The following is a 25,987-nucleotide window of genomic DNA, read 5'->3' on the forward strand; positions in this document are numbered from 1 at the left end:
TCACTATTTGAATTTTTGTTTGTTTTCCAGGCTCTTCATAACCGCCGACTTATTCTCCAGAAACTCGTTCAGCCCTTTCGCTCGAAGATTGCACGCATCGCAATTCGCGCATCCGGTCCCCATTATTCCGTTGTAGCAAGTCAGTGTCTGGTGCTGAACCAATTCCAACTTTCCATTCTGCTCGGCAAGCGCCCATGTTTCTGCCTTGTTCAACCACATGAGCGGCGTTTCAATCCGTAGTTTGTAGTCCATGCCCAACTCAATGGCTGTATGCAGAGCCCTGACAAACTCGTCACGGCAATCCGGGTAGCCAGAGAAATCCGTCTCGCAAACACCTGTGATGACCGCCTCGGCCCGAACTTGATAGGCATAAATAGAGGCCAAAGTTAAAAACAGAATATTTCTACCAGGTACGAAAGTACTTGGCAGGCTATCTCCAGAACTGTCCACGCCAGGTACTGGAATGTTGTCACGCGTCAAACTGCTGATTGCCAGTTCATTCAACAACGTAGTGTCCAGCACCTTGTGTACGGTCACACCAAGCTCTTTCGACAGTTGCTGCGCCACCTCGATTTCCGCGCGGTGGCGCTGGCCATAGTCGAACGTAATGCAATGGATTTCATCGTAAAGCGGCAACGCATGGATCAAGCACGTGGTGGAGTCCTGTCCACCGCTGAATACGATCACGGCCTTTTTGGTCACGGTTCATTCTTCCTTGTGATACCCGACGTATCGCGGGGCATTGACCCTAGCGCGTAGCCTCCATTCTGGCTGTGGGACGCTTCCGAAATTGAGTGCTCCGCTTTCCGTTTGTGTCTGTTCGTTGGCGACGACCAGCGCCGAAATATCAGCGAAGTATTCCACCACCCATCCTCTGTGGCAGATAACGCATCTAAATCAATGACAGGCTTGAAATATTCGGGTGGCCACCTTATTTCCTGTCACGCCATCGACTTCTTGCGTGGAGATAAGCGGCCAAATCGCTGTAGCCCAATTGACCTGCAATTTCCGTTAACGACTCTCCCTGCATTTCAAGATGCAGTTCCAGTTCTGCGCGAATCTGATCGAGTAATTGCCTGAAGGTCGTACCCTGCTCTTCCAGACGCCTGCGTAATGTTCTGGGCGTCTGGTGCAGCGCCTTTGCAAGATGGTCCAGATTTGGAGCTTCACCTCTCGCCAGCGACCGTCGCGCTCCTTCAGCAACCTTGGCTGACCAACCGCTGAAATTACGGTGTGTGGCAATCCTTCTATCCAACTCCTGCGTCAATAACTCCAACATCCCGTGATGACGGGTCTGCATCGGCAGGCTCAAGCTTCGAGCATCGAAATAGAGGCAGTTAGCCGTGCAGTCAAACTCGATACGATTGCCAAACCACTGGGCGTACTGTTTGTAATACGTGGGTCGCGAATGAATGAATTTTGCCAGCACTGGCTGCACATCCTGTCCCGTTCCCCGGCGTAACTGCGCGATGGACATCGCGCCGTAGTGTTCGACGACATATCGCGCCAACTCTCCTGGCGCATCGACGCACAGTTCGACTCCGACACCGTTTTCGTCGTTCACCAATTTCACGTTATCAGTGTCCGAGGCAAGCGGTGCGTACTTGGCCCAAAGGTGCATGGACGACAAAACGTCGGGACTGTACAGGCAAAGATAAGCCAATACGTGCCAATCCTGAGGGGTGAACAGCGCGAACAGTTTTAACCCGATAGCAGGATCAATGCGCGCCGCCTCACGCCATAGCTGATTCAGTTCGATCAGGCTGTAATCCGTGGTTTTTCGGGAGACCTGGCTATTAAGGAAGCGCTCCAGCACCTGGCCCAGCCTGCCGCGATGAAAGCGCTGGGGCGGGTGATTGGCCGGTTCTAGCTCAATTCTGTCCATTTCGCGCATTGGGTGGGCTCGCTCCTGAGTCTCTAATGACAAGGCATTGCCCGCAAGGGCCTAAATCGAGAGTGCCATGAATACAACAATGCTCGTCAATAACCCAGCCTTGATAGTGGCCGGGATTTTCCTTGGTTTCATTTTGCTGGAACTTGCCTGCTCCTCGTTTCGTCAGTCGTCAGGTGGTAAACGTGACGTGCTCATTGAAACCGTCGGCTCCGGTATATTACTAATGGTCACATTCCCTTTAGTCATGTGGCTAAGTGGCATGATCTTAAATCAGGCAATTCCGGATATGAAGGGCTCACTGTCCGCCATTCCATGGGTTGCAGGATTTGCATTGTTTCTGCTGCTGGATGACATGACCCAATATTGGTGGCATCGCCTGACTCATCGGGTTCCCGCCCTTTATGCATTGCATCGCGCACATCATTCCGCCCCCTACATGAGCGTCCGCATCGTCTATCGCAACAATAGTTTCTACTACCTTTTGATGCCAGGCATCTGGCTATCTGGCGTATTGATTTATTTGGGGCTTGCACCCGTTTATTACGTTTATTTGATTATAAAAATGACTGTGATCTTCGCGGCACACAGCAGTGTTGCGTGGGACGACAAACTTTATCGCATTCGCGCTTTACGACCAATTGTCTGGGTTCTGGAGCGAACCATCTCCACTCCATCCACTCATTCTGCGCATCACGGTTTGACTGCCGAGGATGGTGTGACGCACTACAAAGGCAATTTCGGTAACCTGTTATTTTTATGGGATGTTTTGTTCGGAACAGCCAAAATTACTCGTAGGCGTCCGCCAGCATACGGTATCGAACACTTGTCGCCGATAAGCTGGAAAGAAGAATTGTTCTGGCCAATCGTTCGCTCCCACCGGACCGTACCCAAGGTAAGTAACGCTAAACAGAAGGTTGCGCGATGAGCCGTCATATCGTTCTGCTGTCTGGATCGAATAGATCCAGCAGTCAATCAGTCAAAGTTGCCCATTACCTGCGCGAGCGATTAGAAGCACTCGAGCTTTGTGACTCAAGCGAACTGATAGACCTGGCGTCTAGTCCGCTACCGCTTTGGCCAGAAGAAGACACTCAGAAAGCCTGGAGTGTCCAGCAATCCATCCTCAAAAAAGCAACAGCATTGATCGTGATCAGTCCAGAGTGGAATGGCATGGCTTGCCCGGCCCTGAAGAACTTCTTTTTGTACGCAGGGCTCGGCGAACTAGGACATAAGCCCGCGCTTTTAGTTGGCGTTTCAGCTGGGCTTGGGGGAGCGTACCCCATTACAGAGTTACGTGCTTCTAGCTACAAAAATAGCCGGATCCTGTATTTGCCTGAACAGCTGATAATAAGAAACGTTGAATCGATGTTAAACAGTGAATGTCCTTCAGACGAAAATGATATTCGCATCCGCGCACGTGCCGATTGGGCTTTACATATGCTTTGTCATTACGACGAAGCCTTGAGCGGGATACGACCGGTAATCAAACATCCACCTGAGTTCTCTACCGGAATGTAAATTGCCACACTTCAAGTGCTGTTCAATAAAAAGATCGTCCGAACGCGGCCTTGGCCTTCGGACGATTTTTTGATTTTGCTTATGACCACCGCCGAAAAATCAGCGACGTATTAACCCCACCAAACGCAAAATTGTTGTTCATCACGTATTCATTGCTCATCTGACGAAACTCGCCGCGCAAGTAATCCAGCTTGCCGCAATGCGGATCGACCTCGTCGAGGTTCAAGGTGTGCACGTACAAATCGCGGTTCATCATTTCGATGCTGAACCAGGACTCCAGTGCACCGCAGGCGCCCAAGGTGTGGCCGAGGAAGCTTTTCTGCGAACTGATCGGCATGTGTTCGCCAAACAACGCGCTGGTTGCCAGTGTTTCGGCGATGTCGCCCTGTTCTGTCGCGGTGCCGTGACCGTTCACGTAGCCGATGTCTGAAGGCTGAAGGCCGGCGTCTTCCAGGGCGAGTTCCATGGCCCTGCGCATGGTGAGCTGCTCTGGACGCGTGGTGTGCTGGCCGTCGGCGTTGCTGCCGAAGCCGACGAGTTCGGCGTGGATGTGCGCACCGCGAGCCAGGGCGTGTTCCAACTCTTCAAGCACCAGCATGCCGCCGCCTTCACCGATCACCAGGCCGTCGCGGCCTTTGTCATAAGGGCGAGGGGTGGATTGCGGGGTGTCGTTTTTCAGGCTGGTGGCGTAGAGCGCGTCGAAGACCATGGCTTCGGTCGGGCACAGCTCTTCGGCGCCACCGGCCAGCATCAGCGGCAGACGGCCGAACTTGATCGACTCGTAGGCGTAACCGATGCCCTGGCTGCCGCTGGTGCAGGCGCTGGACGTCGGAATCAAACGGCCAGTAAGGCCGAAGAAGATGCTGATGTTCGCGGCCGTGGTGTGCGGCATCATCCGCACGTAAGAGTTGGCGTTCAGGCCCTCAGCGACCGAGTTGAGCAGCATGTTGCCGAATGCTTTGATCTCGTCGGTGCTGCCGGTGGACGAACCACACGCGACACCCATGCGCCCGTCCTTGATCGACGCGTCGCCGAGCAATCCGGCATCGGCCAGCGCTTGTTCAGCGGCGCCGACGGCCAGCCGTGACACGCGGCCCATGCTGCGCAGTTGTTTGCGGGTCCAGTGGCTCGGGACTTTGAAGTCATCGATGGGGCCGGCGAGGCGGGTATTGAGTTCAGTAAAGCGATCCCACTCGTCCATCCGGCGAATGCCGCTGCGATTGGCCGCAAAGTGGCTGGCGATGGTTTCCCAGTCGCTGCCCAGTGAGGTGATGCCGGCCATGCCGGTGACGACGACGCGCTTCATCAGCACAGGCCTCCATTGACGGCCAAAACCTGCCGGGTGATGTACGAGGCTTCCGCCGACATCAGGAAATTCACTGCGCCGGCCACCTCTTCAGGGGTGCCCATGCGTTGTGCTGGGATCATTTTCATCAGTTCTTCCACGGGCACGTTTTCGTCGAGCATGGCGGTGTCGATCAGGCCGGGTGCGACACAGTTGACGGTGATTTTGCGCTTGCCCAACTCGATCGCCAATGCCTTCGCCGCGCCGATCAAACCGGCCTTGGAGGCGCTGTAATTGACTTGGCCACGGTTACCGATCAAGCCCGACACTGACGTAATGCAGACAATCCGCCCGGCTGCGCGCCGACGAATCATCGGCATCATCACCGGGTGCAGCACGTTGTAGAAGCCGTCGAGGTTGGTGCGCATCACTACGTCCCAATCATCCTCGCTCAGCGCGGGAAAAGCACCGTCGCGGGTCAGGCCAGCGTTGAGCACCACGCCGTAGTAGGCGCCGTGAGCGTCCACGTCGGCTTCGAGAATGGCTTTGCAACTGGCGCGGTCGGAGACATCGAATTGCAGGACGCGCGCGCGCCGGCCCAATGCCTCGACGTCTGTTTTCACGGCGGCAGCGTCTGCCAGACCGCTGCGGCAATGCAGCACGATGTCGTGCCCGGCCTGAGCCAGGCGCAAAGCGATGGCGCGGCCGATGCCACGGCTGGAACCGGTGACCAGTACGGATTCAGTCATGACTGGACTCCTTTGGATTCATCAAGATATTGAGCGGCCTGAGGCGGGCGGAACACGTTCAGACGGGCGGTGGCGTGGATGCCGGGGGCGTTGATGTGGCATTCGAACACGCCCATCCCGTTGTCGTCTTCCAGTGAGCGCAGGCCGTGGATGGTCAGCTCGGTGCCGGCGGGAAAGTGTTCGACGTTGCATTCGAATTTACGTGTACCGAGCAGAAACCCCAGCTCTACCGCATCGCCGCGCGCGCGGGCATGGCAACCGGCGAAAGCGGCGACACTCTGGGCCATCAGTTCGATGCCGACCCAGGCCGGCAGGCTACCGTCTGGTCGATTGAACAGGCCACGGGGTTTGACGGTGAGACGGGTGTGAATCTGCTCGTCATCGAACGACAGGATCTGCTCAATGAGGATCATGTCGCCAGCGTGCGGCAGCAGTTCGGCGAGCGGCCAGTTAATCATGGTGCGTCTCCGATAATCAGGCTGACGTTATTGCCACCGAAAGCGAATGAATTGCTCATCAGGTAGCGAGGTGCAATGGACGTCAGGCGCTTGGCCGGGGTCACCCAATGCAAGGCTGGCAGATCGGGATCCGGCTGGCCGTCCCAGACGTGAGGCGGCAGGGCGTGCTCGCGGTTTTCGGCGCTCAGGCTCAACCAGCAGAACGCCGCTTCGAGGGCCCCGGCGGCGCCGAGGGTGTGGCCGGTCATCGGTTTGGTCGACGAGCAGGGCACGCCGTTCGGGAACAGTGCCGACACGGCGAAGCTTTCCATTGCGTCATTGTGTTGGGTCGCGGTGCCGTGCAGGTTCAAGTAGCCGATTTGCTCAGGTTGCAGCGCCGCGCGACTCAAGGCTTTGCGCATTGCTTGCAGGGCGCCACGACCGCTCGGTTCCGGCGCGGAAATATGGTGCGCATCGGAACTGGCGCCGCTGCCCAGCAGCGCAATTGCCTGGCCGTTGCCGGCACTCTTGGTCATCAGAAACAGCACCGCCGCTTCGCCGATGTTGATACCGTTGCGGTTGGCCGAGAAGGGGTTGCAGCGCTGTTCCGACACCGCTTCCAATGCCGAGAAACCATTGAGCGTCAGTTTGCACAAACTGTCGACGCCGCCGCACAGCACGGCGTCGCAAAGGCCTAGGTCGAGCAGGCGTTGGGCGCTCATCATCGCGCGGGCGCTGGAGGTGCAGGCGGTGGAAATCACATAGGCCGGGCCGCTCAGTTGCAGCCAGTCAGCGAGGAAATTGGCCGGCGCGCCGAGTTCCTGTTGCTGATAGTTGTAGTCAGCCGGGAATTCGTGCTCGCGGATGTAATGGGCCAGGCCACGACTGGCTTCGTCGATGCCCGAGGTGCTGGTGCCCAGAATCACCCCGATGCGGTCACGGCCGTAGGTCTGGGTCGCTTGATCAATCTCGTCGCGAATTTGCAGTGCGGCAGCCATCAGCAATTGGTTGTTGCGGGTGTCTTGTACTTTCAACTCAGGCGGAATCGACGGCAGTTCGCCGCTTACCGCCGCTACCGGTAAGGCACGCTCGGGCACCCAGCCGGTTTCAACGCGCAGGCCTGAGCAATCGCCGGCAAACAGATTGGCGGCGACTTCGCGTTTGCCACGACCCAGCGCGCAGATCACGCCGAGTGCGTTCAGGTAAGCGGTCATGGTGTCTCTCCGCTCAGCGGCGTGACCAGATACTTCGGACCTTTGGGCAGGTTCAACTCGAACTGTAGCGGCTGCAAGTAACGCACGTCCCAGCGAGTGGGCAGCGACCGTTGCGCGCCATGCTGCCAGGCATCGGGGTAGTTGCTTTGCAGCTCGGCTTTCGGGGTTAACGCGAACATTAACGCGGCGAACAATTCCCTGGCTTCCGGATTCGGTGGCAGCAGACCGTCGGCCTGCCATTTGCCATCGATCAGCTTCTGGCGAGCCTGTGGAATGCCGAGCAAATCCATCATCGACCAGCGAATGCCCGGACCCTCACGCGCAATCACCAGCACCCAGTCCTGACGCTGGTCGGCGACCAGACGCTGAATATGCAACTGCTGAGGCAATGGCAGGTTTGGAGCGTGCTCAGGCAACGGTGCCTGGCTGGCGCAAGCGCTCAACAGCAGGGCAAAACCCAGCAATACAAAACGGATCAGCGTGAACTTCTGTGGCGAGGGGGCTTGTTGGAATGCCGCATCACCCCGTTGGGTCGCGAAGCGGCCCCAAAACCCGCAATCGCGGAGTATCAGGTTAACCGCATTCAATGGTTTTACGACTGCTGCGCAGCCGAACGGGGGCGAGCCCCCTCGCCACAAAGGCCCGCTCCCACAGGGGTTAGCGTGAGTAAACATCAAACAGCACCTTCAAGGGGTTTGCGCGCGACCACGTTGACCAGGGTTTCTTCCCGTTGACCAACGGGTTTCGGCTGACGCAGACCCAAGCGTTCAAGCAGGCCGAAATCCTTGGCGCGACTCCACCACAAGTACGGATAAGAAACGTTGTGCGCGCCGAACTCGAAACCCTGCTGGCGGATCATTTGCAGATACCCGGCAGCGCTTTTTTGTACGTGCATCGGATGGCGGAACAGCCAGCGAATCACCCACGTATCAATGTAGGCCTCGGTGGACTCGGCGAACAGCAGATAGCCGCCCGGTTTAAGCACGCGGTAGAACTCGGCCAGCGCCTGTTCCTGCTCCACCAGATGATGGAACGTCTGGTGGCAGAACAGCAGATCGACGCTGGCGTCCGGAATCGCGAGGGTCGCGCAATCGCTGCCGATCAGTTCTACGCTCATGCCTTGGCGCACAGCCTCTTCACCGCTCAGGGTCAGGCTCTGAGGGTCGGCATCGACGCCGATCAATCGTTCAGGCGCGAAGGTCTGGCGCAGGTACTGGAACGACTTGCCCTGACCACAACCTGCGTCCAGCAGCACCGCATTGCTCGGCGGCGGTTCGCTGAACAGGTGACGCAAGTCATTGATCGCCACGCGCAGCACATGGTGCTGCCAGGTGTGACTGCGCAGGAACCAGAAACCGAAGCGGGTTTCTTCGACGTAGTTTTTGCTGAAGCTGCTTTTGTTGAAACTGTTGTCGCTCAAGGCGTTCATGTGGCCTCCTTGGCGCAAATTTCCGAGAGCACGCGCAACCGGCGTTTCGGCTCGGCCACAAACGGGTTGCGTTCGTCCCAGGCATAACCGGCGAGAATCGCGCTGATCATGCGGCGAATGTCCGGCGAGCTGCCTGGATGGTAGATCACGTCCTGGAAGGTCCCCGCGTACCAGCCCTCGACGTAGCAGCGGAAGGTGTCGACGCCACGCTTGAGCGGTTCGGCGAACTCGGTCTGCCAGTCGACGCTTTCACCTTGCAGTTGGCGATGCAACACGCCAGCGGCCATGCTCGCCGAACGCATGGCGATGGTGACGCCGGAGGAGAACACCGGGTCAAGGAATTCCGCGGCGTTGCCGAGCAGCGCAAAGCCCGGACCGTGCAAGGTTTTGACGTTGGCCGAGTAGCCGCCGATGGTGCGCGCGGGCGTGTCCCATACGGCATTTTTCAGCACGCCGGACAGGCTTGGGGTTTCAGCGATGAACCCGCGCAGGCATTCGTCCAGGTTCTCCATGCGGCCTTCGAAATGTTCCGCGGCCGCGACCACGCCCACCGAGCAGCGACCTTTGCTGAACGGGATGGTCCAGAACCAGATGTCGCGATGGATAGGGTGAGTGGTAATGAGGATTTTTTCCCGCTCGAAGGACGGGCTGTCGATGTGGTCTTCGATGTGGGTAAACACGGCCTGGCGCACCGGGAAATTCGACGGCGCTTCAAGGTCCAGCAAGCGCGGCAGCACACGACCGTAGCCGCTGGCATCGAGCACGAAATCCGCTTCGACGCGGTACTGGCTGCCGTCTTCGCGCAGCACGTCGAGTTGCGGTTTCGGCAAGTCGAAATCGACGCTGACGATGGCTTCGCCGTAACGCACTTCCACACCTTGCAGCGCGGCCTGATCGGCCAACAGCTTGTCGAAATCGGCGCGCTGCACCTGGAACGTGGTCGGCTTGCCATGGCTGAACGTGTCGCCAAAATCGAAGGCGCTGTATTGCTCGCCCCAGGCGAACGCGGCGCCGTTCTTGAGCTGGAACCCGGCGGCGTTCACGGCCTCGAGCATGCCGGCTTCTTCAACAAAATCCAGGCAATGCGACAGCAGGCTCTCGCCGATGGAAAACCGCGGGAAGTGCTGGCGCTCGATCATCAGCACATCGTGACCTTTGCGTTTGAGCAGTGCCGCAGCGATGGCGCCCGAGGGCCCCGCGCCAATGACGACGACTTGTCGACGTTGCAGTTCAACTGTTGGCACGGGGGCTCCTTGCCGGGGCGGCGATGTTCAAAGGGGGGCTGTGCATGCCGGCGAGTGCCGGTAGCAGCGTCGCGATCAGGCCCATCACCATCAGCGCAAAGTACAGCGCCGGGCTGATGAGTTGTTGTTGCAGCAGCAGGTTGAGGAAAACGATCTCGCTCAAGCCACGAATATTCAGAAGCAGGCTCTCCCGCCAGCGGCTGGCGCCTTCAAAAGAGGCGCCGGCCCAGCCGAGGCCCAGCCAGTTGCCCAGCAGTTTGCTGGCTATCGGCAACAGCAGCAGTGCGGCCAGTTGCAGCCAGCTCAGGCTGGTCATGGCGGCGTGTACATTGATTTGCACGATGCCGAACGTGAGGATCAGCGGGATGGCGATCCAGGTTTGCAGACGGGTCATCCACACCGCGGAGATTGGCCATACCAACGGCACTTTCAGCGCGGCCATGCACAGCAGATAGCCGATGCCGAAAATCAGCGCATTGAGCTTGAAGTGCTCGGCGACCACCAGCAGCGCGAAGAAGCAACCGCTGTGCAGCAACGGCTGACGCAAACCGAGCAAGCGCAGCAGCACCGGCAGACAAGCGCCGGCCAGCGGCAACAGCAAACTGCTCAGGTGCAGGCTGCCTTGAGCGAAGCCGAACAACGTCCAGCACGCAAGGTCGATGAGGATTGCGGTCTGCACCAGGCGCCGGGTGGCGTCGGGCGGGTAGTTGATGTGTCGCAGGTACAAATACAACACCGGGATTGCGGTGATGGCGAACACCAGGCCCACCGCCAAAGAACTGATCCACGATTGCGCGGGCAGCAGCCATACCGCCGTCGCCAGCCCGCCTGCGAACGGAATGCAAAAACTCGGCAGGGCGATTTTCAGGCTCTGGCGATCCAGCCGCAGGTCGATCACGTCGCTCAGAATGTGCCCCAGCAGCAAGGCAAAGCTCAGGCTGTAGAGGTTTTTCAGCCACGTCGGCGAGATCAGTTCAGCGCCACTGAGCTGCCAGCCGGGTTCGATCCAGAAGTACATCAGCAGCGGCAGGCCGAAGGTCGCCAGCAGCAACTGGCTGACGATCGGGATCAGGCCGAACTGACGACCGACACGGGTGGCCACGGCGAACAATGCGAGGGCCATCAGCCAGAACAGGACAATCATCATGCGGCTGACTCCGCGACCGGAGCGGTGTGCGGATGACGTCCCGCCCACGGCGCCAGGATGAAACTGAAGGCCAGCCCGAGGCTCACTGACAGGCCAAAATTGCTCACGGCCGGCGTGCTTGATACGGCCAGCAAACCGAACGACAGCCAGGTGGTCAGCGCCGCCAGCAAGGTGCCCAGCAGGCTCACGGCGGCACCGCCGACCTGTTCGCGCATGAGGATCGCGTAATCGACGCTGATCGCCGTCACCAGCAGCAGGCCGAATAGGCTGAACAGCGTCAACGGTTGCCCCAGCCAGCCGAGACTGGCCAGGCTGCACAGCGCGGCGAGCAGTGGCAGGGCGACGATGCGCAGGGCGCCGCCGAGGCCGAATGGCAGCATCAACACCAGCACGATCAGCGCGCAGGAAGCGAGTTTGAGCTCCGCTGCGCTGATTTGTGTCGCGGCGAAAACGCTGTTCAATTCACCGAGACGGTCGACCAGTTTGACGCCGGGCAAGTCCAACGCTTGAACGCGTAGCAGGGTTGGGTCGTTCAGGCCTTGCAGGCTGACCATCGCCGCCACGCCACCGTCATCGGTCGGCCCCAACCACAGTGGGCGATAGGGTTCAGCCAGCGGGCCGAGCAGTGCGGTATCGATGTCTTCGGTGGGCAATGCCTGCAATTTCGTCAGTTCGGCGTGCAGCGCTTCGGCTGGCACACCGACGTCGAGCAGCGGCTGCCAGAACTGCGGCAGTTTGCCCAGTGCTTCACGCACTTGCTGCTGTTCGCTTGGCTGGCTCACCAGCTGATTCAGCGACAGGTAACCCTGAAGTTTTTCCAGGTTCACCAACTGATCCAGCCGTTCGTTCAATGCGGTCTGGCGCTCCAACAGTTCTTGCTGATTGGCGCCGCGCACCAGGAAGAACTGGCTGGTCGGTTGAAAACCAGTGATGCGCGCAATGGTCTTGGCTTCGTCAGTCAATTGCTGCGGCGCGCCGATCCACTGGCGGATGTCGTTTTTGCTGTCGAGTTTCAGCAGGCCGCCCACGCAGAAGGCGATCAGCAGGGCCAGCAACACCGGCGTACTGGCCTGTTTGAGCAGCGCGTCACGCAGGCTCAGCAAACATTCGCAGAGGCGCAGCGGCCATTGCGCGGGGCGGATGTCCGCCCCTTTGAGCAACGCTGGCAGCAGACAAACGGCGGACAGGTAGGCACCGAGCAAACCGGCGGCGGAGAACACGGCGATCTGGGTCAGGGCCGGGAACGGTGTCCACGCCAGCGCTAGGTAACCGATGCAACTGGTGATCAGGCTCAAGGTCAGGCCCGGCAACGTCAGGCGCAACGCGGGCCAGCTGTGCCAGGGTTTGAGGCTCCAGCTTTTCGACAGGTAGTGCAGCGGATAGTCGACGGCCACGCCGATCAGGCTGGAACCGAGCACCAGGGTCATCACATGCATATGGCCAAACAGCGCCACGCACACCACCGCGCCAAACAGCATGCCCACCAGCACCGGAATGAACGCGAGCAATACCCGCCAGCGCCGGAAGGCCAGCAACAGCAACGCCAGAATCCCCAGCGTGGCACCGCCACCGACCCACGTGATTTCGCGGGAGGCTTGTTGCTGACCACTCGCGGCGTAGAGCAATCCGCTGGCTGCCAGCAGTTGCACGTCAGACTGAGCCGCTTGTTCGCGGCTATGTTTCAGCAGATCGGCCACTTGCAGCGGCAGGCTCATGTCGAAGGCGTTGCCGGTGGTTTTTGCCCGCAGCATCACCCAGCTCTTGCCGTCGGCATCGGCGATCAACGCACCGCTGCCGATGTCCAGTTGCACGGTGCCATGTTGCGGCTGGCTGTTCTGAATGCGTCCGGTCAGACCCAGCCAGTCATCCTGGCTCGGCACCAGGCTGAAACCGGTGAAGGGGTCGAACAGGGCTTGCACCCGCTGCTGGATGAAGGCGTCGGGATGCTCGGTCAGTTGCTGTCGATCCGTCTCTGACAGCATCGCCAATCGACCTTGCAGCAGTTGTGTACGCAGTGCGGGCAAGTCGGCTTGCAACGTCCACTGCACTTTCTCGAACAGACCGCTGGCCTGCCATTGCTCGCCGAGCTTCTGCGCCATCGCGATGGCTTGCTCACGATCTTTATGGCCGACCAGCACCAGCATTTCGCGGTTCAACGGTTCCTGCATGCGTTGTTCGGCGCGCAGTTCCAACGCGTCCGGCGCCGTGCCCGGCACCAGTTCCATCAAGTTGGCCGACAGCGGTGCACCGTCACGCCATTGCCAACCAGCGAGCGCGAGCACCGCCAGCAGCAGGATCAGGAATAGCCATGGCAGCCTGCGTTCACTCGGCAAAGTCATGTTGCTCCGCAGTGCTCAACGGTTGGGCGCTGGTGCTGTCCTGCATGCGCAACAGGGTGCTGTCGCCTTGGGTTTCCAGCAGTTCGATGGTGCTCACCAATTCGCCGCCGGTGATGTTGATCTGCTTGAACACTTGCTTGAGCAACAGCGAACGCGGAAACAACGTCAGCTTCCAGTTCTGCGCGTCGCCGCTTAATGAAAGCTCGAAGTCACGCTGCAAACCGCTGCTGTCGCCCTGCAGCACGGCGAGGAACAATCGGTTCTGCTCGGCGCCGGCGGTCTTGCCCGGCAGCATTTGCCAACCGCTGGCGTCACGTCGGGCGATGCCTTGGGTGGTGATGCGGTAATCCTGTTGCAGCGGAATTTTCAGCAGCCACAGCAGGCCATTATTTTTCGCGAGGACGAAGGTGCCCTTGCTGGTCAGCGGTTGGGGCAGCGCACGCAGGTGTTTTTCCTGGATGAAGTTGCCGTGGATCACCTCGGGTTTGGCCAGTTGATCGCTCAGTTGTTGCAGATCGAAAGCGTGGGCGAGCGATGACAAACCGAGCAGTACCAGCGCACCGAGGCCATTGAAGATCGGGTTCATGCCAGCGTCCTTTCGACAGCGTCGGTAAAGACCTTCGGGGAGGCTAGCTGCATTTCGCGGCTGGCCATGTCGACGGCGACTTGCACGGAGCTGGCGCGGGTCAGGCGTTCGCCGGTTTCAAGGTCACTGATCAGGTAGTTGATCTTCAACCGGTTCTCCCATTCCACCAGATTCGCCCGCACGTTCAGCTTCTGGCCGAACACGGCGCCGCGCACGTAGCGCAGTTGCAAGTCGATCACGGGCCAGGCGTAACCTGACTCGGACATCGCCGTGTAGTTATGGCCGATCTTGTCCAGCAGCGCACAACGGGCGACTTCCAGATACTTGACGTAATGGCCGTGCCAGACGACATGCATGGTGTCGACGTCAAAGAACGGCACCTGGATTTCCGTATCGGTGTGAAGCACTCCCTTGCTACGCATGCAGCCTCCAGTGTTGCTCGGCAATTCGTTTCAGGCACAGACGCAATTCGCCTTCCAGGGCACGATCTTCGATGACCGGCGGGAAATCCTTGGCCAGTTCCTCATGCATGGCGGCCAACGCTGGCGGCAACGGGCGAGCATCCTCGGCCTTGCTGCGTAGCCACACGCCTTGGTTAGCGGCGAGCAACGTCGCGGCGGCGACCTGTTCGGTCAGTTCCAGCACACGAATCGCGTCGCGGGCGGCAATGGTGCCCATGCTTACTTTGTCCTGGTTGTGGCACTCGGTGGAACGCGAGAAGACGCTGGCCGGCATGGTGTTTTTCAGTGCTTCGGCGGTCCAGGCGCTGGTGCCGATCTGCACGGCCTTGAAACCGTGGTTGAGCATCGCCCGATCAGCGCTGGCGCCAGACAGATTGCTCGGCAAACCATGGTTGTAACGCTCGTCCACCAGCAACGCGAGTTGTCGGTCCAGCAAGTCGGCCACGTTGGCCACCAGGTTTTTCAGGCTGTCCATGGCGAACGCGATGTGGCCACCGTAGAAATGCCCACCGTGCAACACGCGCTCGGCTTCGGCGTCGATGATCGGATTGTCGTTGGCGCTGTTGAGTTCAATCTCGATGAACGAGCGCAGCCAGTTCAGGCTGTCTGCCAACACGCCGAGGACATGGGGCGCGCAACGCAGGGAATAACGGTCTTGCAGGCGGTGCAGTGGCGCGGTCGGTGCGTCGATCGCCAGATCCTTGCGCAGCCACGCGGCAACTTGCATCTGTCCCGGATGCGGTTTGGCGGCGAACAGTCGCTCGTCGAAGTGTTCCGGGTTGCCCTGCAACGCCACCACGTTCAGCGCGGTGATGCGGGTGGCCAGTTGCAGCAGGTAATCGGCGCGGGCGAAGGCCAGGCAGGCGAGGCCGGTCATCACGGCGGTGCCGTTCATCAAGGCCAGCGCTTCTTTCGGGCGCAACACCAATGGCTGCCAGCCCAGTTCACGGTGCACGTCGGCGGCTTGTCGACGCTCGCCACGGAACATCACTTCACGCTCGCCGGACAAAGTTGCGGCGACATAGGACAGCGGCGTCAGATCACCGCTGGCGCCCACCGAGCCTTCTTCCGGGATCAGCGGCAGGATGTCGTGTTCGAGGAACGCTTGCAGGCGTTCGAGCAGTTCCACGCGCACCCCGGACACGCCATGGCACAGCGACTGCAAACGCGCGGCGAGCACCGCGCGGGTGGCTTGTTCGTCGAGCAGTTTGCCCAGGCCACAGCCGTGAAAGGTGTACAGATGACGGGGCAGCGCCTCGACGTGATGCAGCGGCACCGCGACCACGCAGGAGTCGCCATAACCGGTGGTCACGCCATAAATCACGCCTTCCTTATCCAGCAGGGAATCGAGGAATCGCGCGCCCTTGGCGATACGCTCGCGGTACGCGGGGTCGCCCTGTAACTGCGTCGGCACCTGACGGTTGGCCAGGGCCAGCACGTCTTCGATGCGCAAAGGGAGTTCGCCGAAGGTTACCGGCTCATGCGTTGGCGTCGTCATCGGTCTTCCAGAAAGGGTAAAAGTTGAACCATTGTTGGGGCGCTTCGAGGCAATAGTGACCCAGGCGCTCGGCGTAGCGGGACGCCCACTGATGAATGACCTGTTCGCGGTCGCTGCGTTTCCACACCACGGCCTCGGCAAACGGTTCGAGGGTCACGCGGTATTGGCCCGATGGTTTTTTCAGGCACATCAGCAGATTGATCGGGCATTTCAGCAAACCGGCCAGCAACCACGGTCCCTGCGGGAACGCCGCCGGATGGCCGAGAAAATCCACGGTTACACTGCGTCCGCCGTGCAGCGGCACGCGGTCGCCGGCAATCGCCAGCCATTCGCCGCGCTCAAGGCGCTCATGTAATTGCAGCATGATCACCGGGTCCAGCTCGCTGACCTGGATCAAGCGCAGATTGGTTGCACCGGCCTCGCCAAGTAAACGGTTGAATTGTTCGGCGTGTTTGGTGTGGACCAACACGTTCATCGTGACTTTTTCGCCGATTTCCGCCAGTGCGCGGCAGACCTCGAGATTGCCCAGATGCGCGCCCACCAGCATCTGCCCACGGGTGCCGCGCAGTTGATTGCGCAGCAGCGCCGGGTCGATGATTTCGATCTGGTCGATGCTCAGCTTGCCGTTCCACACGTCGAGTTTGTCGAGCATGGAGTCGGCGAACGCCATGAACTGGCCGAATACACGCCAATGAGTGGGACGCAGTTCCGTGCGACCGCTCCAGTCGACGAGACGTTGCTGGTACTGCCAAGTGCTGTGGCGCGCACTGCGGCCGAACAGGAAAAAGTACAGGACGATGCCGTACAAAATCGGGCTCAACAGCCGCCGCCCCAATACTTTGGCGCCGAACGCGGTGAGCTTCATCAGCCAGAAGCTGCCTCGCTCCTGGCGGTCGGCCCAGTGCTTTTTATCTACGTCACTGCTCATGCCCGCCACCGTCGCCAGAGGATCACCGGTGCCCGCAGCAACATGCCGAAAAACAGCCGGGTATGCATGCTGGAAATCAGCACATTGTCGTGGAACAGGCGGAAATGCGAGACGCCGTCCAGCGGGTAATGAACCCGGGTCGGCAACCATTGCATCGGCAGGTTGCGCCAGGCCAGGCGCACGAGAATGTCGGAATCAAAGTCCATGCGTTTGCCGATCTTCGCCGAGTCGATCAAGGCTATCGTCGGCGGCAATGGATAGACGCGAAAGCCGCACATTGAGTCGCGAATCTGCAAGGACAGCGTGTTGATCCACACCATGACGTGCGTCAGGTAGCGCGCATACAAACGACCTTTGGGCACGCTGGCGTCGTATTGCGGGTAACCGCAGATCACCGCATCTGGGTGGGCGCGTGACTGCTCGATAAACAGCGGCACATCTTGCAGGTCGTGCTGACCGTCGGCGTCGACTTGCAAGGCGTGGCTGAAACCCAGGCGTGAGGCTTCGCGCAGGCCGGTCATGACGGCACCGCCCTTGCCCTGATTGGCAGTGAGGCGGATCAAGTTGACCATGTCGCGCCGGGCCAATCGGTCGAGCACTCTGGCGCAGGCTTGATCGCTGGCATCGTCTACCAGAATGCACGGCAGGCCACTGGCGATCAGCGCATCGACCACGGTGGTGATGGCGGTTTCGTGGTTGTACACCGGGATTACGGCGCAGGGGCTATGCACGATCTGAAACCTCCACTGAACCCCTGTGGCGAGGGAGCTTGCTGTGGCGAGGGAGCTTGCTCCCGTTGGGATGCGAAGCAGCCCCAAAACCATTCAATGCCGATTTCATGACGAGTGCTGCGCACTCGAACGGGACGGTGCGGCGATCCGACAAGCTCCCTCGCCACAACGAGCGCTGACTCCACAGGTTATGCATCGCCTGCAGCCTCCAGCAAAATCCGCCCGCTGGAGCAGGTGGCGGTCTCATTGCGATAGGCGAAATACAACTTGCTGCGCTCCGGGTCAAAGCGCAGGTGCAGCTGGATTTCGTCCCCCGGGCGCACCAGTTGCTGGAACTTGAGCACTTCCATGCCAGCGAATTTTGCCGGCAGGTCCATCAATTGCTGGCCGAGGCTCATCGCCCATTCCACCTGCACCACGCCGGGCAATACCGGTGTTTGCGGGAAGTGGCCGCTGAAGTAAGCGAGGTCCGGCGGGACTGCCAGTTGCAGGCTCCACTCGCCGTTGAGTTCGACCTGTTCGAGCACTTCCGGTGCTTTGACTCGGGGCGTGAGCAGCAAGGCTTCGACATCGGCCTGAGGCAGCTTGCCCTGAGCGTTCAGGGGCAATTGCCGCAGCAATCGCCAGCGTCGTGGCAGGGCGAGGGTTTCGCAATGCTGGGACAGGTGCTGTCGCAATTCCTGCGTGAGGGTGCGTCGCCCCTGATTACGCAAGGCATGCAGGCCCGCGGCGCTGAGCACCAGCAGCGCCCCCAACGACGCACGGTTTTCCTGGACCACGCCCAGTCGCGCTTCGGCGACCCAGTCGTGCGCTTCCAATGCGTGTTCCAGCATCGGCAGCGAGATGCGTTTTTCTTCCAGTTTGACGATGCGATCCAGCCGTCCCAGCAATTCGAAACGGCCATCGGTGGTAATGCGTGCGGCATCTGCGGTGTGTTCGATGTGGCCGACCGGCAGATACGGCGAGGCAATCATCAGTGCGCCGTCGCTGTCCTGGCTCAACTCGACACCCGCGAAGGGCTGCCACAGATTCTGGCCCTGTCGCCAGGCGATGCCACCGGTTTCCGAGCTGCCGAGGATTTCCGTCGGCCATTGTTGCAAGCGTTCATACAGGCTCTGCGCGGCGTCGATGGGCAAGGCGCCGCCGGAAGAAAACACTCGACGCACCGCACTTAACGCCGGCCAGTCGAGGTTGTCGCCCATGCGCTTGAGCAGCGCCGGGCTGGCGACCCAGGCAAACGCCGAGTGCTCGCGGCTGGCGCGTTGCAAATCTTCAGGAAAGGCCAGTTGCCGGCGCACGAACGAGCGCCCGGCGCACAGCGGCCAAAGCGCTCGAAACAGCAAACCATAAATATGTTGCGTGGCGACGCTGCCGATGATGCAGGCATTGCCAAGATCCGCGCCCCACAGCCGCTCCAGCGCTTGGACTTCGTTGGCCATCTGGCGCAGGGTTTTGTCGATGCGCTTGGGCTCGCCGCTGGAACCGGACGTGCACAGGCTCAACTGACAGCTGTCCAGATCCAGTGCCGCAGCGATCATCGGCGTATGCCGGTAGTCATCGATATGCGCGTCGTCTGCCACGTCGGTCAGCCACAGATCGACTTCGCCGGACCAGCGCTGACGAGTCTGCGGTTGCAGATCGGCGGGCAGCAGCACGCTGACGCTGGCACGCCAGGCACCGAGCAGGGCAATGGCCAGGTCGGCGGCGTCTTCAAGGTGCACGGCAATACGCCGCACGCCTTGGGCTTGCAGACCGGCCGCGACGCTTAGCGCCTGTTCGCACAGCTGTGCGTGATTTAGTGCCGGCTCGGCCGTCACGGCCCGCTCCGGGTGAGCCTTGAGCAACAAATGCTCAAGTTTTATCCAATTCATGGGTGGCCTCGTACCCTTCGTCGTATAAGCCATTCAATGGCAAACAGCAGGCCCATCAATCCGTAGGAAATCAGACCGGTGTACAACATCCACCAACTCAGCGGCGCCCACAGGGTCAGGGCGGCGGCGAGTGCAGCGTTACAGAGGAAAAACACACACCAGACAATCGTCACCTGGCGCGTATAAACAATTGCCTTGGCCGGCAAGTACGGTTCACGCAACCGAGCCAGACGTTCGATCATCGGCGGTCCGAATTTCAGGCTCAGGCCAAACAGCCCGAGCATGAACAGGCTGATCAGCACCGGGTACCAGCGCAGCAACAGCGGGCTGTCGAACAGTGCCAACAACAGGCAGAAGCCCATCGCGGTGATCGCCATCCACAGGCTGCCGGGCTTGCGCACGCCAAGCAGTGCCCGCGCCAGCCACAGGCTGCCCAGCAACAGGCCGAACTGCCACGGAGCAAAATGCTCCATGCCGAAATACACCGCAAAGGGGTACAACAGGCCTGCGAGCAGCAGGCCAAGGCCGATCAATCGGCTCATGCGGCCGGTTGAACCAGACGGTAGACCGCCTCGACCACGTCGCTGACAGTGCGCACCGATTTGAATTCTTCGGCGGCGATTTTCTTGCCGGTCTGACGCTTGATGTGATCGATCAGGTCGACGGCGTCGATGCTGTCGATTTCCAGATCCTGGTACAGGTTCGATTCGAGGTTCACGCGTTCCGGGTCCAGCTCGAAGAGTTCGACCAAGGCATCGCGCAGGGTGTTGAAAATGTCGTCACGAGTTTGCATGGTCCGGTCTCAAGCTGCCTGTTTTGCAGTGACGAACGCCGCAAGGCTCGCCACGTTGGTGAAGTGATTACGGGTGTCCTTGGCGTCGGCGTCGATTTTGATGCCGTATTTTTTCTGAATCGCCAGGCCGAGCTCCAGAGCGTCCACCGAATCCAGGCCCAGGCCTTCGCCGAACAATGTCTGGTCGTTGTCAATGTCATCGGCGCTGATGTCTTCGAGGCCGAGGGCGTCAATGATCAGTTCTTTGATTTCACGGTGCAGTTCGCTCATCTTCGGCGAGCTCCTTAATAAAGTACGTATGCAAATATTCGTTAAGCTTGCGCGAAGCCTGCGGGGGCGGGCCTAACGTTGCGAAAGACTGTGGGTCTATATCGGCCCCAACGCGAAAACTGAAGTGCACGCGGCATTTCGGGATCCGGTACCAGGGCTCGGCCTTGGTCAATGTCGACGGGCTGACCTTGATGATGACCGGGGTGAGGATTTTCGCACCGCGCAAAGCAATCGCCGCGCCCCCCCGATGAAAGGCTGGCGCCTCGCCAGGCTGGGTGCGCGTGCCTTCGGGAAATATGATCAAGGTCTGACCGTCTTTCAGCGCGTCGGCAGCCGCGTCAAGCATGTCCATGCTGCCGTCGTTGCTGATGTATTCGGTGCGACGCAGCGGGGCACGGGTAAAGGGATTGTCCCAGAGACTTTGCTTCACCACGCAGTTGGCATGACGCACCAGGCCAATCAGAAACACGACATCGATCAGCGAGGGGTGGTTCGCCAGGATCATTTGCCCGGGACGACCGAGTTTTTCCGCCCCCTGGATGTCGTAGGTCAGAACACCGGTACGGGCCATGAACCGGACAAAAAACCAGAAGCAGCGACTGACGGTTTTTCGTGCGCGCAGTCGGTGGGTCATGGCATCACCGGGCAAGCAACCCAGCAACGGGAAAACCACCAGCCGCAGGCACAGGCCGCCCAACCCGAAGAGGGTGAAGCTTGCGGCAGTGGCCAGCAGGCGCCAGTAATAGGCGTCGCGGTTTTTTCCGGTTACGGGGTGCGATGCCAGGTCCATACACGTTTCTTCCAGGCATGTTGGCAAGTGGTTTGCTGGCCGAGCAAAGTGCATAACAGATTCAGGGCATGGGGCCAGTGGGCTTTGGACAAGCTTTGCGTCGAGCTGTTCAGGGACAACTGCCAGTCGGTACCGGGGGTCAGCAACAAAGCCACTGCATACGGGAACGGCACATCGTCGATCCAGGCCTCGTAGGCGTCGGGCGGTTGTTCTTCGGTGACAATCAGCAGGACGGCAGGCGCGCCTTCGTCCAGCATCGCCGCGGCCTCTAGCATGCCGTGTTCAAGACCGTCGCCGGCGGCGGCGAGCGCCGTCATCTCGCTGGTTTCGCCACGCATGATCGACCAGAGACCAATAACGGCGTTGTGTACGGACAAGCTGAATTGAGTGGGCGACAACGGTTGATCGGTCGCCAGATCCCTGAGGATTTCGAATGTGCGCGGCGTTTCGCCGTGGCGGGAAATAAAGACCAACGGTAGGTCCTTGCGACCATCGGCCAACGGCCAGCCGACACTGAAGGCCATTCGCGCCAAGCGGCTGAGTCGCCGACGCTGCATGGCCGGCAGAAACGACACGTCGGGGGCGGCATCGCTGCTCGCAAGCACGACCGGTTGTCGGCTCCATGCCTGCCAGTCGTCCACGCTTTCGAGCCCAGGAGCCCACGCGCGCCATTGGGCGATGTTGAAGTTGATCAAAGACATACATCCCGCCCCTGCAGGGCTAACGTGACGCGGTGAGTCGCAAAAACAGCGACAGACCTTACGTGGCGCGTAACGCCGAGTGGCGCGCATTATCCCGGTGCTACGGGTGCGTAGCAAATACTGGTTACATTTTGCGCAAGGAAATGTACCGTCCGGTCTGCGAAAAGCTTTCGTTTGGCCATTATCCACATCGGGATACTCGCGTCTGTCGGCGCATTACGCGATTCAATGGATGAGATTGCCTCTTATCCATAGGGAAACAAGCGCTGACCGTGTAGTCCCTATCCCAAGGTGGTAGCTAAGCTGTGCCGTGGACTACTACACTCGGTCATTCTTTGATACACGGAGGTCTGACATGCGGCGCGTGGTGTTTAATCAAAAAGGTGGCGTGGGCAAATCCAGTATTGCCTGCAATCTGGCGGCGGTCAGCGCCAGCGAGGGCTATCGCACCCTATTGGTGGATCTCGATGCCCAGGCCAACTCCACTCAATACCTGACGGGCCTCACCGGCAGCGACATCCCGATGGGCATCGCCGACTTCTTTAAGCAAACCCTTTCCTCCGGCCCGTTCTCGAAGAAGAACCAGGTCGACATCTACGAAACGCCCTTCGAGAACCTGCACGTGGTCACCGCCACGGCCGAACTGGCGGATTTGCAGCCCAAGCTTGAGGCTAAACACAAGATCAACAAGTTGCGTAAGTTGCTTGAAGAGTTGGGGGAAGATTACGACCGGATCTACCTGGATACACCGCCGGCGCTGAACTTCTATGCAGTATCTGCGTTGATTGCCGCGGATCGCGTGCTGATCCCCTTCGACTGCGACAGCTTCTCGCGTCAGGCGTTGTACGGCCTTCTGGCTGAAATCGAGGAATTGAAGGAAGACCACAACGAAGGCCTGGAAGTCGAAGGCATCGTGGTCAACCAGTTCCAGGCCCGGGCCAGCCTGCCGCAGCAGATCCTTGACGAGTTGATCGCCGAAGGGTTGCCGGTGTTGCCGGTGTACCTGGCCAGCTCAGTGCGTATGCGCGAATCCCACCAGGCCAACACACCGCTGATCCACCTCGACCCACGGCACAAGCTGACCCAGCAATTCGTCGAGCTGCACAACCTGCTGGAAAATGCCTGATCCCGGCTAACACCAGCAATCAAAATGTGGGAGCGGGCTTGCTCGCGAATGCGGTGTGACAGTCGACATCTACATTAACTGACACACCGCATTCGCGAGCAAGCCCGCTCCCACTTTGAGTCGGTGGTTGTATTAGATCCCCTGGCTACGCAGCCAACTCATCAACTGCGGTAACGGGAAAGCCCCGCTCTGGCGCGCCACTTCCCGGCCGTTCTTGAACAGAATCAAACTCGGAATCGAGCGAATCCCCAACTGCGCCGATAACTGCTGATTCGCCTCGCTGTCCAGTTTCGCCAACCGGCACTTGCCCGCCAATTGAGCGGCCGCCTGCTCGAACACCGGCGCAAACGACTTGCACGGCCCACACCAATCCGCCCACACATCCACCAGCAACGGCAGATCGCCTTTGATCTGGCTGGCGTAATCGCCTTGCTTCAGTTCGAACGGCTTGCTCAGCAAGACCTCGGCTTTGCAGCGACCGCATTTTGGGTGGTCGCTGAGGCGCTCGGCGGGGATGCGGTTGAGGCCGTTGCAGTGGGGGCAGGGGATGAGGAGTGGGTCGGTCATTTTGAGTTCCGAAGAATTGAGCAGTCAGGCTCGATGATTTGGAGTCGAAGGCAGGATTTATCAAGTTGATAAAACGACGGAGGCGAATTCTTAGCCGTCGCAATTGCTCACAGTTTCCGGCTGTTCGGTGTTGAAACGGTAGCTACGCTGGGGGCAAATCAACATGACTTAATCATTGGCCAAGGAGATCGCTTTGCTGTCAGCTGCGTGCTACTTTTGTTGCACTTATTGAGTTGTCGATATTTTCCAATTTTCGGATAGGAGTACTCCCGTGTCCGTGACCTCCAAAATCCGCCGTCAGGGTGGTGCTGCAGTGATAACTCTCCCGCCTACCTTACTGAAACTCCTGCATCTGGAGGTGGGAGCACAGTTGGAACTGAATGTGGTCAATGGCGAGTTGATTGCTCGCCCCGTTGCGCCCTCTTCTCGCAAACGCTACAGCTTGTCCGAGTTGCTTGAAGGCGCTGAAGAAATGACTGAATTGAATGCGCTGACAGCGTCTGCACGCGAAGGTGATCCAGTTGGCCGGGAGCTGGGTTGATGGTGCGTCGGCAGGCCCCGCAGCGGGGCGACGTCTATTGGGTTGACCCCAATCCGGTTGCTGGACGAGAAATGATGAATCGGCATCGCTTCGTGGTGATAACGCCACGGGAGATCAATGCCCTGGGCGTAAGCATGACTGTCCCTATTACCAGCGGCGGCAACTTCAGTCGAAACTCCGGCCTTACGGTCGTCGTGTCAGGTCATGACACGACGGGTGTCGCGGTATGTAATCAGGTGCGCAGTTTTGATATTGAACAGCGTGTCCGTGATGGCTCTGCCAAGTTTATCGAGCGTCTTGATGATGTGACGATGGCTGACATCGTTGCTCGAGTCGTCAGTGCCATCGATCCACTGGATTAACCAGCGTCAAGACGAACAACTAATCTCCAAATGCTTGCCCCACTCCGGCGGCCGCTCGGCGTAAATCTCCATCCCCGGCTGTTCCTCGAACGGATTGCTCAGCACCGCGTGCAGCCGCCGAACCTCTGAATAGTCGCCGCTCTGCGCCGCGTCGATAGCCTTCTGCGCCAGGTAATTACGCAGGATGTACAGCGGATTAACCGCGTGCATCCGTTGGCGGCGTTGCTCTTGATCAAGAGAACCTTCGCGGGAAACCCGAGCGATATAGAGCTCGCCCCAGGCGTCGAAACCCTTGATGTCGACAAAATCATCGCGCAACCGGGCAACCGCCAGTTCGGCTGATTCATCACCCAAACGGCGGAAGAACAGCGTGTAATCGACGCCACTGTTCTGCATCAGTTGCAGCAGCTGTTCCAGCAGTTTCTGGTCATCCTCCTCAGCAGTGGTGAAACCGAGGCGGCGGCGCATCAGGTCCAGGTAGTGGGCCTGGTACAGCGGCAGGTACAGCCCGAGGGTTTCGCGCAGGGCTTCGACGCTGATGAACGGCGTCAGGGCCTGGGCCAGGGCGCTGAGGTTCCACTGGCCGATTGGCACCTGGTTGCTGAAGGAGTACCGGCCCTGATCGTCAGAGTGGTTGCAGATGAAGTTGGCGTCAAAGTCGTCGAGGAAGGCGAACGGGCCGAAGTCAAAGGTGATGCCAAGGATCGACATGTTGTCGGTGTTCATTACCCCGTGGCAGAAGCCATAGGCCTGCCACTTGGCGATCAGCTCGGCATTGCGCTCGACGATTTCACGGAACATCGCCAGATACGGTTCCGGCTGTTCCAGGCATTCGGGGAAATGCAGGGCCAGCACGTGTTCGCCGAGTTCTTTCTGCTTCTCGGGACGTTTGGTGTAGTAGAAATATTCGAAATGCCCGAAGCGCACATGGCTCGGCGCCATACGCAGGACCATCGCCGCGCGTTCCTGCTTCTCGCGCCAGACCGGCGTGTCGGAGCCGATCACGCACAGCGCGCGGGTGGTCGGGATGTTCAGGGCATGCAGCGCTTCAGAGGCGAGAAATTCGCGGATCGAGGAGCGCAAGACGGCGCGGCCATCGCCCATGCGCGAAAAAGGCGTCTGGCCGGCGCCCTTGAGGTGCAAGTCCCAGTGTTCACCGGCCTCGTTGTAGACCTCGCCCAGCAACAAGCCACGACCATCACCCAGCTGCGGGTTGTAGGAGCCGAACTGATGCCCGGAATAGACCATCGCCCTCGGCACCGCGTCGGCCCAGAGCTTGTGGCCGCTGAACAGCTCGGCGAACTCCGGGGTTTGTGCAACGGCCGGGTCCAGGTCCAGCAGCACCATCGCCGCAGGGCTGGCCACCACCAGGCGCGGGTTATCGATGGGCTCGGGCAGCACATGGGCGGAAAACGTATCGCCCAGGCGGGCAAAACGATTATCGAAGGTCAGTTCGTCGAGGGCTTTCACCGGCCATCTCCAGCAGAATGTCCAAGCATTCTGCTGGGG

General features: G+C 59.7%; 29 protein-coding genes. 5 read left to right on the forward strand and 24 right to left on the reverse strand.

Annotated features, from left to right (window positions below; all coding sequences use genetic code 11):
- Nucleotides 1-3: 3 nt before the first annotated feature.
- Both queC and EAH78_RS14980 read right to left on the reverse strand, forming a co-directional pair.
- Entirely contained in the window at nt 4-702 is a 699-nt protein-coding gene (queC, locus tag EAH78_RS14975; RefSeq protein WP_140668208.1) for a 7-cyano-7-deazaguanine synthase QueC, read from the reverse strand.
- Nucleotides 703-931: 229 nt separating this feature from the next.
- The gene (locus tag EAH78_RS14980; protein ID WP_140668209.1) at nt 932-1,894 is read right to left on the reverse strand and encodes an AraC family transcriptional regulator; all 963 of its coding nucleotides are present in this window, start codon (nt 1,892-1,894) and stop codon (nt 932-934) included.
- Nucleotides 1,895-1,961: 67 nt separating this feature from the next.
- Between EAH78_RS14980 and EAH78_RS14985 the strand changes: the two genes are divergently transcribed.
- Both EAH78_RS14985 and EAH78_RS14990 read left to right on the forward strand, forming a co-directional pair.
- Entirely contained in the window at nt 1,962-2,819 is an 858-nt protein-coding gene (locus tag EAH78_RS14985; protein WP_140668210.1) for a sterol desaturase family protein, read from the forward strand.
- On the forward strand, nt 2,816-3,409 hold the full coding sequence (locus EAH78_RS14990; protein WP_140668211.1) for an NADPH-dependent FMN reductase: 594 nt from the start codon (nt 2,816-2,818) through the stop codon (nt 3,407-3,409). The genes EAH78_RS14985 and EAH78_RS14990 overlap by 4 nt, the downstream gene beginning before the upstream one ends.
- A 79-nt stretch (nt 3,410-3,488) precedes the next feature.
- On the opposite strand, the gene EAH78_RS14995 is transcribed toward EAH78_RS14990, so the two are convergent.
- The 20 genes from EAH78_RS14995 to EAH78_RS15095 form a co-directional block, all read right to left on the reverse strand.
- Complete coding sequence (locus tag EAH78_RS14995) at nt 3,489-4,715, reverse strand: beta-ketoacyl-ACP synthase (RefSeq protein ID WP_140668212.1); 1,227 nt, start codon at nt 4,713-4,715, stop codon at nt 3,489-3,491.
- On the reverse strand, nt 4,715-5,443 hold the full coding sequence (gene fabG / locus EAH78_RS15000; protein WP_140668213.1) for a 3-oxoacyl-ACP reductase FabG: 729 nt from the start codon (nt 5,441-5,443) through the stop codon (nt 4,715-4,717). The genes EAH78_RS14995 and fabG overlap by 1 nt, the downstream gene beginning before the upstream one ends.
- Nucleotides 5,440-5,901 (reverse strand): hotdog family protein, encoded by a 462-nt coding sequence (locus tag EAH78_RS15005; RefSeq protein WP_140668214.1) that lies wholly within the window; start codon nt 5,899-5,901, stop codon nt 5,440-5,442. Before EAH78_RS15005 ends, fabG begins: the two co-directional genes overlap by 4 nt.
- Nucleotides 5,898-7,094, reverse strand: a complete 1,197-nt coding sequence (locus EAH78_RS15010; protein WP_140668215.1) for a beta-ketoacyl-[acyl-carrier-protein] synthase family protein — start codon at nt 7,092-7,094, stop codon at nt 5,898-5,900. Before EAH78_RS15010 ends, EAH78_RS15005 begins: the two co-directional genes overlap by 4 nt.
- Nucleotides 7,091-7,573: a DUF3261 domain-containing protein gene (locus tag EAH78_RS15015; protein ID WP_140668326.1), complete on the reverse strand. Its 483-nt coding sequence runs from the start codon at nt 7,571-7,573 to the stop codon at nt 7,091-7,093. The genes EAH78_RS15010 and EAH78_RS15015 overlap by 4 nt, the downstream gene beginning before the upstream one ends.
- Nucleotides 7,574-7,767: 194 nt before the next feature.
- A complete protein-coding gene (locus EAH78_RS15025) occupies nt 7,768-8,523 on the reverse strand; it encodes a class I SAM-dependent methyltransferase (RefSeq protein ID WP_140668217.1) in 756 nt (251 codons plus the stop codon).
- Nucleotides 8,520-9,767 (reverse strand): NAD(P)/FAD-dependent oxidoreductase, encoded by a 1,248-nt coding sequence (locus EAH78_RS15030; protein ID WP_140668218.1) that lies wholly within the window; start codon nt 9,765-9,767, stop codon nt 8,520-8,522. The genes EAH78_RS15025 and EAH78_RS15030 overlap by 4 nt, the downstream gene beginning before the upstream one ends.
- Complete coding sequence (locus EAH78_RS15035; protein ID WP_140668219.1) at nt 9,754-10,914, reverse strand: sodium:proton antiporter; 1,161 nt, start codon at nt 10,912-10,914, stop codon at nt 9,754-9,756. The genes EAH78_RS15030 and EAH78_RS15035 overlap by 14 nt, the downstream gene beginning before the upstream one ends.
- A complete protein-coding gene (locus EAH78_RS15040) occupies nt 10,911-13,253 on the reverse strand; it encodes an MMPL family transporter (protein ID WP_140668220.1) in 2,343 nt (780 codons plus the stop codon). Before EAH78_RS15040 ends, EAH78_RS15035 begins: the two co-directional genes overlap by 4 nt.
- Complete coding sequence (locus EAH78_RS15045; RefSeq protein ID WP_140668221.1) at nt 13,237-13,839, reverse strand: outer membrane lipoprotein carrier protein LolA; 603 nt, start codon at nt 13,837-13,839, stop codon at nt 13,237-13,239. The genes EAH78_RS15040 and EAH78_RS15045 overlap by 17 nt, the downstream gene beginning before the upstream one ends.
- Complete coding sequence (locus EAH78_RS15050; RefSeq protein WP_027922077.1) at nt 13,836-14,261, reverse strand: acyl-CoA thioesterase; 426 nt, start codon at nt 14,259-14,261, stop codon at nt 13,836-13,838. The genes EAH78_RS15045 and EAH78_RS15050 overlap by 4 nt, the downstream gene beginning before the upstream one ends.
- The gene (locus EAH78_RS15055; protein ID WP_027922076.1) at nt 14,254-15,798 is read right to left on the reverse strand and encodes an HAL/PAL/TAL family ammonia-lyase; all 1,545 of its coding nucleotides are present in this window, start codon (nt 15,796-15,798) and stop codon (nt 14,254-14,256) included. Before EAH78_RS15055 ends, EAH78_RS15050 begins: the two co-directional genes overlap by 8 nt.
- The gene (locus tag EAH78_RS15060; protein WP_140668222.1) at nt 15,779-16,726 is read right to left on the reverse strand and encodes a glycosyl transferase; all 948 of its coding nucleotides are present in this window, start codon (nt 16,724-16,726) and stop codon (nt 15,779-15,781) included. The genes EAH78_RS15055 and EAH78_RS15060 overlap by 20 nt, the downstream gene beginning before the upstream one ends.
- The gene (locus tag EAH78_RS15065) at nt 16,723-17,457 is read right to left on the reverse strand and encodes a glycosyltransferase family 2 protein (protein ID WP_140668223.1); all 735 of its coding nucleotides are present in this window, start codon (nt 17,455-17,457) and stop codon (nt 16,723-16,725) included. The genes EAH78_RS15060 and EAH78_RS15065 overlap by 4 nt, the downstream gene beginning before the upstream one ends.
- A 188-nt stretch (nt 17,458-17,645) precedes the next feature.
- Nucleotides 17,646-19,328, reverse strand: coding sequence for an acyl-CoA synthetase family protein (locus EAH78_RS15070; protein WP_140668224.1), 1,683 nt, complete (start codon nt 19,326-19,328; stop codon nt 17,646-17,648).
- Nucleotides 19,325-19,870 (reverse strand): hypothetical protein, encoded by a 546-nt coding sequence (locus EAH78_RS15075; RefSeq protein ID WP_140668225.1) that lies wholly within the window; start codon nt 19,868-19,870, stop codon nt 19,325-19,327. Before EAH78_RS15075 ends, EAH78_RS15070 begins: the two co-directional genes overlap by 4 nt.
- Nucleotides 19,867-20,121 carry an acyl carrier protein gene (locus EAH78_RS15080; protein WP_116262924.1) on the reverse strand — a complete coding sequence of 85 codons (255 nt, stop codon included), beginning with the start codon at nt 20,119-20,121 and terminating at the stop codon, nt 19,867-19,869. Before EAH78_RS15080 ends, EAH78_RS15075 begins: the two co-directional genes overlap by 4 nt.
- 9 nt (nt 20,122-20,130) lie before the next feature.
- Nucleotides 20,131-20,391 (reverse strand): phosphopantetheine-binding protein, encoded by a 261-nt coding sequence (locus EAH78_RS15085; RefSeq protein ID WP_123435536.1) that lies wholly within the window; start codon nt 20,389-20,391, stop codon nt 20,131-20,133.
- Nucleotides 20,372-21,181 carry a lysophospholipid acyltransferase family protein gene (locus tag EAH78_RS15090; RefSeq protein ID WP_140668226.1) on the reverse strand — a complete coding sequence of 270 codons (810 nt, stop codon included), beginning with the start codon at nt 21,179-21,181 and terminating at the stop codon, nt 20,372-20,374. Before EAH78_RS15090 ends, EAH78_RS15085 begins: the two co-directional genes overlap by 20 nt.
- Nucleotides 21,157-21,882 carry a beta-ketoacyl synthase chain length factor gene (locus EAH78_RS15095; RefSeq protein ID WP_140668227.1) on the reverse strand — a complete coding sequence of 242 codons (726 nt, stop codon included), beginning with the start codon at nt 21,880-21,882 and terminating at the stop codon, nt 21,157-21,159. Before EAH78_RS15095 ends, EAH78_RS15090 begins: the two co-directional genes overlap by 25 nt.
- 355 nt (nt 21,883-22,237) lie before the next feature.
- Here EAH78_RS15095 and EAH78_RS15100 point away from each other — a divergent pair, with 355 nt between their 5' ends.
- A complete protein-coding gene (locus EAH78_RS15100) occupies nt 22,238-23,008 on the forward strand; it encodes a ParA family protein (RefSeq protein WP_123435539.1) in 771 nt (256 codons plus the stop codon).
- A 132-nt stretch (nt 23,009-23,140) separates the two neighbouring features.
- Here EAH78_RS15100 and trxC read toward each other — a convergent pair whose 3' ends face one another.
- Nucleotides 23,141-23,575, reverse strand: coding sequence for a thioredoxin TrxC (gene trxC, locus EAH78_RS15105; protein ID WP_140668228.1), 435 nt, complete (start codon nt 23,573-23,575; stop codon nt 23,141-23,143).
- 271 nt (nt 23,576-23,846) lie between these two features.
- On the opposite strand from trxC, the gene EAH78_RS15110 reads away from it, so the two are divergent.
- Entirely contained in the window at nt 23,847-24,116 is a 270-nt protein-coding gene (locus EAH78_RS15110) for an AbrB/MazE/SpoVT family DNA-binding domain-containing protein (RefSeq protein WP_140668229.1), read from the forward strand.
- Nucleotides 24,116-24,478 (forward strand): type II toxin-antitoxin system PemK/MazF family toxin, encoded by a 363-nt coding sequence (locus EAH78_RS15115; RefSeq protein WP_140668230.1) that lies wholly within the window; start codon nt 24,116-24,118, stop codon nt 24,476-24,478. Before EAH78_RS15110 ends, EAH78_RS15115 begins: the two co-directional genes overlap by 1 nt.
- Nucleotides 24,479-24,484: 6 nt before the next feature.
- Here the strand turns inward: EAH78_RS15115 and selO are convergent, their stop codons facing one another.
- On the reverse strand, nt 24,485-25,948 hold the full coding sequence (gene selO, locus EAH78_RS15120) for a protein adenylyltransferase SelO (RefSeq protein ID WP_140668231.1): 1,464 nt from the start codon (nt 25,946-25,948) through the stop codon (nt 24,485-24,487).
- Nucleotides 25,949-25,987 lie beyond the last annotated feature (39 nt).

It is taken from the genome of Pseudomonas arsenicoxydans, from assembly GCF_006438915.1.
GTDB classification, from domain to species: domain Bacteria; phylum Pseudomonadota; class Gammaproteobacteria; order Pseudomonadales; family Pseudomonadaceae; genus Aquipseudomonas; species Aquipseudomonas arsenicoxydans_A.

Excerpts from the sequence above, each read along its gene's own strand:
- EAH78_RS15050 (WP_027922077.1), bottom strand. The coding sequence starts at position 14,261 with ATGCGTAGCAAGGGAGTGCTTCACACCGATACGGAAATCCAGGTGCCG.
- EAH78_RS15055 (WP_027922076.1), bottom strand. The coding sequence starts at position 15,798 with ATGACGACGCCAACGCATGAGCCGGTAACCTTCGGCGAACTCCCTTTG.
- EAH78_RS15090 (WP_140668226.1), bottom strand. The coding sequence starts at position 21,181 with ATGGACCTGGCATCGCACCCCGTAACCGGAAAAAACCGCGACGCCTAT.
- EAH78_RS15005 (WP_140668214.1), bottom strand. The coding sequence starts at position 5,901 with ATGATTAACTGGCCGCTCGCCGAACTGCTGCCGCACGCTGGCGACATG.
- EAH78_RS15095 (WP_140668227.1), bottom strand. The coding sequence starts at position 21,882 with ATGTCTTTGATCAACTTCAACATCGCCCAATGGCGCGCGTGGGCTCCT.
- EAH78_RS15010 (WP_140668215.1), bottom strand. The coding sequence starts at position 7,094 with ATGACCGCTTACCTGAACGCACTCGGCGTGATCTGCGCGCTGGGTCGT.
- EAH78_RS14985 (WP_140668210.1), top strand. The coding sequence starts at position 1,962 with ATGAATACAACAATGCTCGTCAATAACCCAGCCTTGATAGTGGCCGGG.
- EAH78_RS15045 (WP_140668221.1), bottom strand. The coding sequence starts at position 13,839 with ATGAACCCGATCTTCAATGGCCTCGGTGCGCTGGTACTGCTCGGTTTG.
- EAH78_RS15080 (WP_116262924.1), bottom strand. The coding sequence starts at position 20,121 with ATGCAAACTCGTGACGACATTTTCAACACCCTGCGCGATGCCTTGGTC.
- EAH78_RS15100 (WP_123435539.1), top strand. The coding sequence starts at position 22,238 with ATGCGGCGCGTGGTGTTTAATCAAAAAGGTGGCGTGGGCAAATCCAGT.
- fabG (WP_140668213.1), bottom strand. The coding sequence starts at position 5,443 with ATGACTGAATCCGTACTGGTCACCGGTTCCAGCCGTGGCATCGGCCGC.
- EAH78_RS15040 (WP_140668220.1), bottom strand. The coding sequence starts at position 13,253 with ATGACTTTGCCGAGTGAACGCAGGCTGCCATGGCTATTCCTGATCCTG.
- EAH78_RS15075 (WP_140668225.1), bottom strand. The coding sequence starts at position 19,870 with ATGAGCCGATTGATCGGCCTTGGCCTGCTGCTCGCAGGCCTGTTGTAC.
- EAH78_RS15115 (WP_140668230.1), top strand. The coding sequence starts at position 24,116 with ATGGTGCGTCGGCAGGCCCCGCAGCGGGGCGACGTCTATTGGGTTGAC.
- EAH78_RS14990 (WP_140668211.1), top strand. The coding sequence starts at position 2,816 with ATGAGCCGTCATATCGTTCTGCTGTCTGGATCGAATAGATCCAGCAGT.
- EAH78_RS15035 (WP_140668219.1), bottom strand. The coding sequence starts at position 10,914 with ATGATGATTGTCCTGTTCTGGCTGATGGCCCTCGCATTGTTCGCCGTG.
- EAH78_RS14995 (WP_140668212.1), bottom strand. The coding sequence starts at position 4,715 with ATGAAGCGCGTCGTCGTCACCGGCATGGCCGGCATCACCTCACTGGGC.
- EAH78_RS15085 (WP_123435536.1), bottom strand. The coding sequence starts at position 20,391 with ATGAGCGAACTGCACCGTGAAATCAAAGAACTGATCATTGACGCCCTC.
- EAH78_RS15025 (WP_140668217.1), bottom strand. The coding sequence starts at position 8,523 with ATGAACGCCTTGAGCGACAACAGTTTCAACAAAAGCAGCTTCAGCAAA.
- EAH78_RS15070 (WP_140668224.1), bottom strand. The coding sequence starts at position 19,328 with ATGAATTGGATAAAACTTGAGCATTTGTTGCTCAAGGCTCACCCGGAG.
- EAH78_RS14980 (WP_140668209.1), bottom strand. The coding sequence starts at position 1,894 with ATGCGCGAAATGGACAGAATTGAGCTAGAACCGGCCAATCACCCGCCC.
- EAH78_RS15060 (WP_140668222.1), bottom strand. The coding sequence starts at position 16,726 with ATGAGCAGTGACGTAGATAAAAAGCACTGGGCCGACCGCCAGGAGCGA.
- trxC (WP_140668228.1), bottom strand. The coding sequence starts at position 23,575 with ATGACCGACCCACTCCTCATCCCCTGCCCCCACTGCAACGGCCTCAAC.